General features: G+C 70.8%; 8 protein-coding genes. 1 reads left to right on the top strand and 7 read right to left on the bottom strand.

From position 1 onward, the window contains the following. Nucleotides 1–43: 43 nt before the first annotated feature. The 7 genes from AB8735_RS09130 to AB8735_RS09100 all read right to left on the bottom strand — a co-directional run bounded on the left by AB8735_RS09130 (nt 44) and on the right by AB8735_RS09100 (nt 8,417). Complete coding sequence (locus AB8735_RS09130; protein WP_372406553.1) at nt 44–898, bottom strand: hypothetical protein; 855 nt, start codon at nt 896–898, stop codon at nt 44–46. 84 nt (nt 899–982) lie between these two features. Beyond that, nucleotides 983–2,050, bottom strand: coding sequence for a PAC2 family protein (locus AB8735_RS09125; protein ID WP_344024986.1), 1,068 nt, complete (start codon nt 2,048–2,050; stop codon nt 983–985). Nucleotides 2,051–2,194: 144 nt separating this feature from the next. Then, on the bottom strand, nt 2,195–3,253 hold the full coding sequence (locus AB8735_RS09120; protein ID WP_372406551.1) for a hypothetical protein: 1,059 nt from the start codon (nt 3,251–3,253) through the stop codon (nt 2,195–2,197). 145 nt (nt 3,254–3,398) lie between these two features. After that, nucleotides 3,399–5,006 (bottom strand): glycerol-3-phosphate dehydrogenase/oxidase, encoded by a 1,608-nt coding sequence (locus AB8735_RS09115; protein ID WP_344024990.1) that lies wholly within the window; start codon nt 5,004–5,006, stop codon nt 3,399–3,401. Nucleotides 5,007–5,008: 2 nt separating this feature from the next. Continuing rightward, nucleotides 5,009–6,535, bottom strand: coding sequence for a glycerol kinase GlpK (gene glpK, locus AB8735_RS09110; protein ID WP_372406550.1), 1,527 nt, complete (start codon nt 6,533–6,535; stop codon nt 5,009–5,011). Between the two features lie 47 nt (nt 6,536–6,582). Next, the gene (locus AB8735_RS09105; protein WP_344024994.1) at nt 6,583–7,359 is read right to left on the bottom strand and encodes an MIP/aquaporin family protein; all 777 of its coding nucleotides are present in this window, start codon (nt 7,357–7,359) and stop codon (nt 6,583–6,585) included. Between the two features lie 293 nt (nt 7,360–7,652). Then, entirely contained in the window at nt 7,653–8,417 is a 765-nt protein-coding gene (locus tag AB8735_RS09100; protein ID WP_372406548.1) for an IclR family transcriptional regulator, read from the bottom strand. A gap of 297 nt (nt 8,418–8,714) precedes the next feature. Between AB8735_RS09100 and metH the strand changes: the two genes are divergently transcribed. Next, the gene (metH, locus tag AB8735_RS09095) at nt 8,715–12,221 is read left to right on the top strand and encodes a methionine synthase (RefSeq protein WP_372406547.1); all 3,507 of its coding nucleotides are present in this window, start codon (nt 8,715–8,717) and stop codon (nt 12,219–12,221) included. Nucleotides 12,222–12,496: the final 275 nt, after the last annotated feature.

The raw sequence follows: 12,496 nt of genomic DNA, 5'->3' as shown, positions 1-12,496 counted from the left end.
GTTTCCCCCGCCGGTCGTCGAGGTCCTGTGAACGGGGCGCCGCTCAGCTCTTCTTGTCGAAGTCCTTCATCGACTTCTCGAAGACCTCGCGCTGCAACTGTTCGCTCGTGAGCACGTCCTTCGCCGCCGGGACGCGCAGCTTCGGGTCGACGCCGAAGTCCCGGTACTCCTCGGTCAGCAGGGTCTCGCCCTTCGAACCCTTGCCGTGCTCACGGGCCTTGAGCGGCAGGTCGTCCTTGCCGATCCACACGTCGATCTCGACGCGGTCGAGACCCGCCTTGCGCTGGTCCTTGACGTACGACTCGCGGAGCCAGTCACGCATGGCCCTGCCCTTGTACTTGGCCAGGTCGTCGAGGACGACAGTGCCCTGGAAGTGGGCCGCCTTCTTGTCCCCGACCTCCTCGGTGCCGACGCGGCGGACGTCCTTCGTCGCGCGCAGCACGCCCAGCAGGACGGGGAGATCGCCCTCGGCGCGCTTCTGGACGTCCTCGGGCTTGGGCGGGGTCCTGCCCTCGTTCAGCTCGATGCTGTACCAGGTACGGCCGCCGCCGTACTTCGACATCGTCTCGTCGTCGGAACGCTTGGTGTAGAGGTTCCGGTTGTCGCTGATGGCGTGCTCGAAGTACTCCTTGCCCTTGGAGTCCGGCCGCCAGGTCCTGCGCTCGTCCATGTCGGGGCGGCGGGTGAACGCGTACTCGCCGCGCTCCGTCCCGTCCTTGTCCGTGCGCTTCCGCTTCGTGCGGTAGGAGTTCTGGTCCGCGGTCTTCTTCGCCGCCGCCGTCAGGACGGTCTGCGGGTCGCGGGTGTCCTTCTTCTCGTCGGCGCCGCAGGCGGTGAGGGAGAGGAGGACGGCGGTGCCCAGGGCAGTAACCAGGGCATTCTTCTTCAGTGTGGTCATTGTTCGCATATTCGCCGAACAGGATACGTGCGTCCCGTACGGCGAAGGGCGCCGCCCCCGGTCAGGGGTGCGGCGCCCGTGCGCTCACTTCTCCGGATCCGGCGGCGGAGGCGGCGACTGCGGGCCCTCGTCCCCGTCCTCCCGCGGCTTCTTCGGCCGCGGCGGCCGCGTCCGCCCGCTCGTCGTGTCCCGCAGGTACGACGCGTCCGCGACGCCCGGCTCGGCCGCCAGGCCGCCCGGCCGGCCGTCCGCGGGCGGAGTGCCCGGGGCGGCCGGGCCCTCCTTGGACTGCCCGTCGCGGCGGCGCAGATAGCGCTCGAACTCGCGGGCGATGGCCTCGCCGGACGCCTCCGGCAGGTCCGCCGTGTCCCGCGCCTGCTCCAGCGACTGCACGTACTCGGCGACCTCGCTGTCCTCCGCCGCCAGCTGGTCCACGCCCAGCTGCCACGCCCGGGCGTCCTCGGGCAGCTCGCCCTGCGGGATGCGCAGGTCGATCAGGTCCTCCAGGCGGTTGAGGAGGGCCAGCGTCGCCTTGGGGTTGGGCGGCTGCGAGACATAGTGCGGAACGGCCGCCCACAGGCTCACCGTCGGCACGCCCGCGTGCGTGCACGCCTCCTGGAGGATGCCGACGATGCCGGTCGGACCCTCGTAGCGGGACTCCTCCAGGTCCATGGTGCGGGCCAGGTCCGGGTCGGAGGTGACGCCGCTGACCGGGACGGGCCGGGTGTGCGGGGTGTCGCCGAGCAGCGAGCCCAGGATCACCACCATCTCCACGCCCAGCTCGTGCGCGAAGCCCAGGATCTCGTTGCAGAACGACCGCCAGCGCATGCTGGGTTCGATGCCCCGGACGAGCACCAGATCACGCGTGCCGCTCTTGCCGTCGGCGCCGCCGGCCCCGCCGGTGCGCACCACGGACAGCCTCGTCGTCGGCCAGGTGATCTTGCGAACCCCGCCGTCGAGCCAGACCGTCGGCCGGTTGACCTGGAAGTCGTAGTAGTCCTCCGCGTCCAGCGCGGCGAACACCTCGCCCTTCCACTCCCGGTCCAGGTGCGCGACCGCACTGGACGCGGCGTCACCGGCGTCGTTCCAGCCCTCGAAGGCACAGATCATGACCGGGTCGATCAGCTCGGGAACTCCCTCAAGCTCGATCACCCAGCGCCTCCTTCCGACCGGGGCGGACGGGGGGTCCGTACCACCGCCGGTTGCCGTTCCGTGCAGTTGTCTTGCATCGCCCCAAGCCTACGACTTCCACGACGTGCGGTCGCAGTCCCCGGAAGGGATGCTTCTCACCCCGCATCACCTCCGGATACCCCAACCCTTCCGGTACGCGCGCCAGTCGTCGTCGGTGGCCGCGAAGTCGACGTACAGGGCGAGGCCGAACCGCTCGCGGTGCCGGTCCTCCCGGGTCAGCCCGAGCCGCGCCCCGCGCAGCGCCGCCTCCGCGGTCTCGGCGAAACCGTGGTGGCCCATGTCCTCGGTGTGGAAGAACGGCAGGCCCATGAGCAGGTCCGTGCCCGAGGGGGTCGCCTCCAGGGCGAGCCGGGTCTGCTGGGCGACGTAGCCGCCGTAGAGGCTCTCCCACGGCAGGGCGGTGTCGTAGGACATCACCGCTATCTGGTCGGTGCGCCGGGCGACCTTGGCGAAGTACGCCTGCGACCACCACTTGGGGCTGCCGAACGCACGGGAGGCGGAGTGCATCGAGGGCAGCGGGTCTATCTGCTGCGCCGCGACGGAGAGCACGCCGCCGGCGGAGCGGACGGCCGGGCGGAGCGCGCCGAGGAGGGTCAGGAAGTCGCGGTTCCCGTCGCGGACGGGCTCGACGTCCAGGTGCACGCCCTCGAAACCGGCCTTCATCACCTGGACGGAACTGGCCACCACCGCGTCCCGGGTGCGGACCCGGTCCAGACGCAGCCCGCCCGGCTTGTCGGGGGCGACGACATTGCCCAGCCACGCCTGCACCCGCACCCCGGGCAGCTCGCGGTGCACGGCGTCCAGCAGCCGGCGGGCGCTGCGGTAGGCGGAGGCGGGCAGGGTGCCGTCCTGCTCCAGCGGGCCGGCGTGGACGTACAGGTCGCGGACGCCGGTGCCGTCGAGCCGCCGCTTGAGCCCGGCGAGGTCCTTGTCGGTGCGCCGGCCGTCCACCCAGGCGTGCCCCAGCCAGACCGCGTCGCGGCCGCGCGTCACGGCGTCGTCCGCGGGGACGCCCGCGTAGGAGGCGCGCAGCGCCCCGGCGGCGGCCACCACGGGTACCACGACGATCAGCGTGACGGCGATCAGGACGCGCCTGACCGTCCGCCTGCGCGGCAGCCGGACGCGTTTCAGGGCTGCACGTTTCAAGAACTGCGGCCGTTTCATTTCCTCCCCCTCTTCTTCCCTTGACGGGGAAGGGCCGTGACAGGTTGCGTCCGGCACAGCGCGTCCGGCACAGCGCGTCCAGCACGGAGGGCGGGGAGGGACCTGACGTCCCTCCCCGCCCTCGTGAGCGGTGCCGTGCCGCGGATCAGCTCTTGCGGTCCAGCATGTCCTTGACCCGGGTGCGGACGTCCTCGTCGTCCAGACCGCGGATCGTCAGGGTGGTGCGGCGGCGCAGCACGTCGTCCACCGTCTCCGCCCACTCGTGGTCACGGGCGTAGGCGACCTGGGCCCAGATCTCCGGGCCGTCGGGGTGGATGCGCTCGCCGAGCTCCGGGTTCTCGTTGACCATGCGCGCGATGTCGAAGGACAGCGAGCCGTAGTGGGTGGCGAGGTGACGGGCCGTCAGCGGGTCCATGCGGCTGCCGGGCTCGCGGTCGACGAGCAGGCGGTGGGCGACCGCGTTGGGGTTGGCGACACCGGGCAGCGGGGTGCGGCGGACCAGGCTGGAGACGGGCTCCATCTCCTCGGTCAGCGGGCTGCCGGGCACCTTGGCGAGCTTGGCCATGACCGTACGGCCGATGTGGCGGTAGGTCGTCCACTTGCCGCCGGCGACGGAGAGCATGCCGCCCTTGCCCTCGGTGACGACGGTCTCGCGCTTGGCCTGGGCCACGTCGCCGGGGCCGCCCGGCAGCACGCGCAGACCGGCGAAGGCGTACGTCATCAGGTCGCGGTCGAGGTCCGCGTCCTGGATGGAGAACGCGGCCTCGTCCAGGATCTGCTGGATGTCGTCCTCGGTGGCGCGGACGTCCGCCGGGTCGCCCTCGTACTGGGTGTCGGTGGTGCCGAGGAGGAGCTGGTCCTCCCAGGGCAGGGCGAAGGTGATGCGGTACTTGTCGATCGGGGTGGCCATGGCGGCCTTCCACGGCGACTTGCGCTTCATCACGATGTGCGCGCCCTTGGAGAGGCGGATGGAGGGGGCCGCGCCCTTGTCCTCCATCGTGCGCAGGTGGTCCACCCACGGGCCGGTGGCGTTGAGGACGACGCGGGCGTCGATGCCGAACTCGGTGCCGTCGACACGGTCCTTGACCTCGGCGCCGGAGACCTTGCCGTGGGTGAAGCGGAGGCCCTGGACCTCGGCGTGGTTGAGGACGACCGCGCCGGACTCGACGGCCGCGCGGACGGTCATGATCGCCACACGGGAGTCGTTCATCTGGTGGTCGTAGTAGACCGCCACGGCCTTGAGGTTGTCCGTGCGCAGACCGGGGTTGTCGGCCTTGGCCTTGGCCGGGGAGATCACCTTGCCGACGCCGTCGCCGAAGGCGGACAGCGCGGAGTAGGCGAACACACCGGCGCCGAGCTTGGCCGCGCCGACCGGGCCGCCCTTGTAGACGGGCAGGTAGAAGGTCAGCGGGTTGACCAGGTGCGGGGCCACGTCCTTGGCCAGCACCCGGCGCTCGTGGTGGTTCTCCGCGACCAGCTTGACCGCGCCGGTCTGCAGGTAGCGCAGACCGCCGTGGACGAGCTTGGAGGAGGCGGAGGAGGTGGCGCCGGCGAAGTCGCCGGCGTCCACCATGGCGACCCGCAGCCCCGACTGCGCGGCGTGCCAGGCGACCGAGGTGCCCAGGATGCCGCCGCCGATGACCAGGAGGTCGTACGTCGCGTTGGACAGTCTCTCCCGGGCCTCGGCGCGGCCCGGGTTGACGCCGGCGGCCGGGTGCGTTCCCAGGGTCGGAACGCTCTGCGGGGTTGTCATGATTACTCCTCGTCCTCGATCCAGCCCATGGTCCGCTCGACGGCCTTGAGCCAGTTCTTGTACTCGCGGTCACGCGTGTCCGCGTCCATGCGGGGGGTCCACTCGGCGGCCCGGCGCCAGTTGGCGCGCAGGGCGTCGGTGTCCGGCCAGAAGCCGACGGCAAGACCGGCGGCGTAGGCGGCGCCGAGGCAGGTGGTCTCGGCGACCATCGGGCGCACCACGGGGGCGTCGAGGAAGTCCGAGAGCGTCTGCATCAGCAAGTTGTTGGAGGTCATGCCGCCGTCGACCTTCAGCGCGGCCAGGTCGACGCCGGAGTCCTTGGTCATGGCGTCGGTGATCTCGCGGGTCTGCCAGGCGGTGGCCTCGAGCACGGCGCGGGCGATGTGCGCCTTGGTGACGTAGCGGGTCAGGCCCGCGATCACGCCGCGCGCGTCGGAGCGCCAGTAGGGGGCGAACAGGCCGGAGAAGGCCGGCACGAAGTAGGCGCCGCCGTTGTCCTCGACGGAGCTGGCGAGCGTCTCGATCTCGGCCGCGCTCTTGATGAGGCCCATCTGGTCGCGCATCCACTGCACGAGGGAGCCGGTGACGGCGATGGAGCCCTCGAGGGCGTAGACCGGCTTCTGGTCGCCGATGCGGTAACCGACCGTGGTGAGCAGGCCGTTGTACGACTGGACGGGCTCGTCGCCGGTGTTCATCAGCATGAACGTTCCGGTGCCGTAGGTGGACTTGGCCTCGCCCTGCTCGAAGCAGGTCTGGCCGAAGAGGGCGGCCTGCTGGTCGCCGAGCGCGGAGGCGACGGGAACGCCGGCCAGGGCGCCGTCCTTGGCGGTGCCGTAGACCTCGGCGGAGGAGCGGATCTCCGGCAGCACGGCGGCCGGGATCTCCATGGAGGCGAGGATGCGCTCGTCCCACTCCAGGGAGCGGAGGTTCATCAGCATCGTGCGGGAGGCGTTGGTGACGTCCGTGACGTGGACACCGCCGTCGACACCGCCGGTGAGGTTCCAGATGACCCAGGAGTCCATGGTGCCGAAGAGGATGTCGCCGCGCTCGGCGCGCTCGCGCAGGCCCTCGACGTTGTCCAGCAGCCAGCGGACCTTGGGGCCGGAGAAGTAGGAGGCCAGCGGGAGGCCGGTCTCGCGGCGGAAGCGGTCCTGGCCGACGTTGCGGCCGAGCTCCTTGCAGAGGGCGTCGGTGCGGGTGTCCTGCCAGACGATGGCGTTGTGGACGGGCTCACCGGTGTTCTTGTCCCAGAGCAGCGTGGTCTCGCGCTGGTTGGTGATGCCGATGGCCTTGACGTCGGCGGCGGTGATCCCGGCCTTCTCGACGGCGCCGGCGACGACCTGCTGGACGTTGGCCCAGATCTCCTTGGCGTCGTGCTCGACCCAGCCCGGCTTCGGGAAGATCTGCTCGTGCTCCTTCTGGTCGACGGAGACGATGCGGCCGTCGCGGTCGAAGACGATGCAGCGGCTGGAGGTGGTGCCCTGGTCGATCGCCGCGATGAACGGGCCGTGGCCGTGGGTGCTGGTCATGTGGTGTGTGCTCCTGAGGTCTGAAGGTCTCGGCTGTCGTACGTGCGTCAGAAGGCCTGGTGGATACCTGCGGCCAGGGCGGCGCCGACGAGCGGGCCGACCACCGGGATCCAGGCGTAACTCCAGTCCGAACCACCCTTGTTGGGCAAGGGCAGCAGCGCGTGCACGATACGCGGACCGAGGTCGCGCGCGGGGTTGATCGCGTAACCGGTCGGGCCGCCGAGCGAGAGGCCGAGGCCGACGACGACGAGCGCGACGATCAGCGTGCCGGTGCCGCTGACGGCGAGGCCCTTGGTCAGGCCGAGGTTCAGGATGGCCAGGACCAGCACCGTGGTGGCGATGATCTCGGTGACCAGGTTCTGCACGACGTTGCGGACCTCGGGGCCGGTGGAGAAGACACCGAGCACGGGACCGGCCTTGGGGGCGGCGGACCGGTCGACCAGGCCCTCCTCGTCCAGCTTCGCGACCAGTTCGGGGTCGGTCAGGTGCGCCTGGAACTGCCCGTAGTAGCTGAGCCACACCAGCGTGGCACCGATCATGGCCCCGAGCATCTGGGAGCCGATGTAGACCGGCACGTCGCTCCACTTGGTGGCGCCGTCGATGGCGAGACCGAGGGTGACGGCCGGGTTGAGGTGGGCGCCGGACGGGGCGGCGATGTACGCGCCCGTCAGTACGGCGAAACCCCAACCGAACGTGATGGCGACCCAGCCCGCGTTGAGCGCCTTCGAGCGCTTCAGCGTGACGGCGGCACAGACGCCGCCACCGAGCAGAATCAGAACAGCGGTACCGATGGTCTCGCTGATGAAGATGTCGGAGCTGGACACCCGCGACTCCTTTGTCCTTCGTCCAGGGGAAGGCGAACCCCGGGTCCATCCGGTGGTCCGCGCCCTCCGTGAGGGCGGTGATCGGTCCCGTGGCACTGCACACCATAGCGAATATTGTCGGTAGGTGTTCGACAATGCCGACCGATGCACGGCAGTTTTCTGCACGGTTAAGACCACGTCAAGGCCTGTGTGACCGGAAACTCCTGGTGATATGACCGGGAATCTACGTTCGGATACCGGTCGGTAACGAGGTGGTCTCGGACGCCCTCCGTGCGCGCCCCTCCCGGGGGCCGTCAGAACCGCCCGGCGCCCAGGTCCCGCGAGACGGCGCGGGCGCAGTCCCGTACGGCCGACACCAGCTGGGCCCGCAGCTCGCCGTCCGCGCAGACGCGCTCCACGGCGCCGGTGATCCCGACCGCGCCGACCGGCATCCGCCGGCGGTCGTGGATGGGGGCGGCCACGGATGCGATGCCCGCCCAGGTCTCCTCGACGTCCGCCGCCCAGCCCCGGGCGCGGGTCAGGTCCAGGACGCCCTCCAGCTCGGCCAGATCGGTCACCGTGCGGTCGGTGAACGCCTCGGGGGCGGTCTCGGCCAGCTGGCTGTGCGCGACCGGGTCGTAGGCGCAGAGCACCTTGCCGAGGGCGCTGCTGTGCAGCGGCTGCATCGCGCCGACCTCCAGCACCTGCCGGCTGTCGTCCGGCCGGAAGACATGGTGGATGATCAGGACGCCCTGCTGGTGGAGCACGCCCAGGTAGACGCTCTCGCCGCTGGCGCGGGCCAGGTCGTCCGCCCAGACCAGGGCGCGGGCCCGCAGCTCGTGCACGTCCAGATAGGTGGTGCCCAGCCGCAGCAGCTCGGCGCCCAGCTGATAGCGGCCGGAGGCCGGGTCCTGCTCGACGAAGCCCTCCTGCTGGAGGGTGCGCAGGATGCCGTGCGCGGTGCCCTTGGCGAGCCCCAGCGCGGAGGCCACGTCGGACAGTCCCAGCCGCCGCTCCCCGCCGGCGAGCAGGCGCAGCATCGCCGCCGCGCGCTCGAGCGACTGGATGGTCCGTGCCATCGGGCAACCTCCGCCGTGCCGTTCTTCAACCATGCCGATCCCGCCATGCCGTTCGGCATTGCTGAACACTATCGGCCCATGCCGACCCGGGGGTAGCCGACGTGGAGTGATCATGATCGCGGAATCTGCTCCGGAGCGGGCACCGGGGCCCTCCCGCACCGGACGCGCTCCGCCCCGTCGCGCTGTCCGGGGCGTGGGACGGCCCCTGCGCCGAACGGGTACTGCGGCTACGCTTGCCGCGTGCGCCCTCTCCAGGAGGCCGCAAAGCCGACAGCCGTCGCAACCACGGGAGCTTCCATGGCCTCGAAGCCATCGACCGTCAGTTCTTCCCGCTCCGACCGGCTTCGGGAGGCTCTCGCCTCCCGGGTCGTCGTCGCCGATGGGGCCATGGGCACCATGCTCCAGGCTCAGGACCCGAGCCTGGAGGACTTCCAGCAGCTGGAGGGCTGCAACGAGGTCCTGAACGTCACCCGGCCCGACATCGTCCGCTCCGTCCACGAGGCGTACTTCTCCGTGGGCGTGGACTGCGTGGAGACGAACACCTTCGGCGCCAACCACGCCGCGCTCGGCGAGTACGACATCGCCGACCGCGTCTTCGAACTCTCCGAGGCCGGCGCCCGCGTGGCCCGCGAGACCGCCGACTCCTTCACCGAGGGCGACGGCCGCGACCGCTGGGTCCTGGGCTCCATCGGCCCGGGCACCAAGCTGCCCACCCTGGGCCACGCCCCCTACGCCCTGCTGCGCGACGCCTACCAGGCCAACGCCGAGGGCCTCATCTCCGGCGGCGCCGACGCGCTGCTCGTGGAGACCACCCAGGACCTGCTCCAGACCAAGGCGTCCGTCCTCGGCGCCCGCCGCGCCCTGGAGGCGACCGGACAGGACCTGCCGCTGATCGTCTCGGTGACCGTGGAGACCACCGGCACCATGCTGCTCGGCTCGGAGATCGGCGCCGCCCTGACCGCGCTGGAGCCGCTCGGCATCGACATGATCGGCCTCAACTGCGCCACCGGCCCCTCCGAGATGAGCGAGCACCTGCGCTATCTCTCCCGGCACGCCCGCATCGGCCTCTCCTGCATGCCCAACGCGGGCCTGCCGGTCCTGGGCAAGGACGGCGCCCACTACCCCCTGTCCCCGGCCGAACTGGCCGACGCCCAGGAGACGTTCGTCCGGGAGTACGGGCTGTCGCTGGTCGGCGGCTGCTGCGGTACGACGCCGGAGCACCTGCGGCAGGTGGTCGAGCGGGTGCGCGGGCTGGAGCCGGTGGTGCGGGAGCCGCGCCCCGAGCCGGGCGCCGCGTCGCTCTACCAGTCGGTGCCGTTCCGTCAGGACACCTCGTACCTGGCGATCGGCGAGCGGACGAACGCCAACGGGTCGAAGAAGTTCCGCGAGGCCATGCTGGAGGGCCGCTGGGACGACTGCGTGGAGATGGCCCGGGACCAGATCCGCGAGGGCGCGCACATGCTGGACCTGTGTGTCGACTACGTCGGGCGGGACGGTGTGGCCGACATGGAGGAGCTGGCCGGGCGCTTCGCGACCGCGTCCACGCTCCCCGTGGTCCTCGACTCCACCGAAGTCCCGGTGCTCCGCGCCGGGTTGGAGAAGCTGGGCGGCCGTGCGGTCATCAACTCGGTGAACTTCGAGGACGGCGACGGCCCCGAGTCGCGCTTCGCGAAGGTCGCGGCGCTGGCCCGGGAGCACGGTGCGGCGCTGATGGCGCTGACCATCGACGAGGAGGGCCAGGCCCGCACCACCGAGAAGAAGGTGGAGATCGCCCAGCGGCTGATCGCGGACCTGACGGAGAAGTGGGGAATACGCGAGTGCGACATCCTCATCGACACGCTGACGTTCACGATCTGCACGGGTCAGGAGGAGTCCCGCAAGGACGGGATCCACACGATCGAGGCGATCCGCGAGCTCAAGCGCCGCCACCCGGACGTCCAGACCACGCTGGGCCTCTCGAACATCTCCTTCGGCCTCAACCCGGCCGCCCGCATCGTCCTCAACTCCGTCTTCCTCGACGAGTGCGTCAAGGCGGGGCTTGACTCGGCGATCGTGCACGCGTCGAAGATCCTGCCGATCGCACGGCTGGAGGAGGAGCAGGTCCAGGTCGCCCTGGACCTGATTTACGACCGGCGGCGCGAGGGCTACGACCCGCTGCAGCGGCTGCTGGAGCTGTTCGAGGGTGCCACGGCGAAGTCCCTGAAGGCGGGCAAGGCCGAGGAACTGCTGGCGCTCCCGCTGGAGGAGCGGCTGCGGCGGCGGATCATCGACGGCGAGAAGAACGGCCTGGAGGCCGACCTCGACGCGGCCCTGGCCGAGCGCCCCGCCCTGGAGATCGTCAACGACACGCTGCTGGAGGGCATGAAGGTCGTCGGCGAGCTCTTCGGCTCCGGGCAGATGCAGCTGCCGTTCGTGCTGCAGTCCGCCGAGGTGATGAAGGGCGCGGTGGCCTACCTGGAGCCGCACATGGAGAAGAGCGACGCGGAGGGCAAGGGCACCATCGTCCTCGCCACCGTCCGCGGCGACGTCCATGACATCGGCAAGAACCTCGTCGACATCATCCTCTCCAACAACGGCTACACCGTGGTCAATCTGGGCATCAAGCAGCCCGTCTCGGCGATCCTGGAAGCCGCCGAGGAGCACCGGGCGGACGTGATCGGGATGTCCGGGCTGCTGGTGAAGTCCACGGTGATCATGAAGGAGAACCTGGAGGAGCTCAACCAGCGCAAGCTGGCGGCCACCTACCCGGTGATCCTCGGCGGGGCCGCCCTCACCCGGGCCTACGTCGAGCAGGACCTCCACGAGATCTACGAGGGCGAAGTCCGGTACGCGCGGGACGCGTTCGAGGGTCTGAAGCTGATGGACGCGCTGATCGCCGTCAAGCGCGGCGTCCCCGGCGCGACGCTTCCGGAGCTCAAGCAGCGCCGCGTGGCCAGGGCCGCCACCCCCCTGGCGGTGGAGGAGCGGGAGCCGGAGGGCTCCGTCCGCTCGGACGTGTCCGTCGACAACCCCGTCCCCGAACCGCCGTTCTGGGGCACGCGGGTGATCAAGGGGATCGGGCTCAAGGACTACGCGTCCTGGCTGGACGAGGGGGCGCTGTTCAAGGGCCAGTGGGGCCTGAAGCAGGCGCGGGACGGCGGGCCGACGTACGAGGAGCTGGTGGAGGGTGAGGGCCGGCCGCGGCTGCGCGGCCTGCTGGAGAAGCTCCACACGGACAACCTGTTGGAAGCCGCCGTCGTCTACGGCTACTTCCCCTGCCACTCCAAGGGCGACGACCTGATCCTGCTGCACGAGGACGGCAGCGAGCGCACGCGCTTCACCTTCCCGCGCCAGCGGCGGGGGCGGCGGCTGTGCCTGGCGGACTTCTTCCGCCCGGAGGAGTCCGGGGAGCGGGACGTGGTCGGGCTCCAGGTCGTCACGATCGGTTCGCGGATCGGCGAGGCGACGGCGAAGCTGTTCGCGGCGGACGCCTACCGGGACTACCTGGAACTGCACGGCCTGTCCGTCCAGTTGGCGGAGGCCCTGGCCGAGTACTGGCACGCACGGGTGCGCTCCGAGCTCGGCTTCGCGGGCGAGGACCCGGACCGGGTGGAGGACATGTTCGACCTGAAGTACCGGGGGGCGCGCTTCTCCCTCGGCTACGGGGCGTGCCCGAACCTGGAGGACCGGGCGAAGATCGCCGAGCTGCTCCAGCCGGAGCGCATCGGGGTCCACCTCTCCGAGGAGTTCCAGCTCCACCCGGAGCAGTCGACGGACGCGATCGTGATCCACCACCCGGAGGCGAAGTACTTCAACGCGCGGTAGGGGCGTTGGGGGGTTTGTTGCCCCGGTCCCGCCCTTTCACCGTTTCTCGCGCGCTGTCGCGCGGGGCAACGCGGCTGCGCCGCGTTCGTCCTCAAGCGCCGGACGGGCTGAAATCAGCCCGTCCGGCGCTTGAGGACAACCGCGCGGAGCGCGGTTGCGGGCCCGGGGCGCAGCCCCGGAATGGGGGCACCCCCTCTGGGGGAGGCGAAAGGGCGGGGCGGGGGCAGAAAATGGAGGCGCGCTCCGGAGCTCCGCGCCGTAGAATTGTTGCCCGA

Source organism: Streptomyces luteireticuli, assembly GCF_041519305.1.
Lineage (GTDB): Bacteria > Actinomycetota > Actinomycetes > Streptomycetales > Streptomycetaceae > Streptomyces > Streptomyces luteireticuli.
The sequence above is the reverse complement of the archived record's forward strand: the minus strand, read 5'-3'. Positions and strand labels throughout refer to the sequence as shown.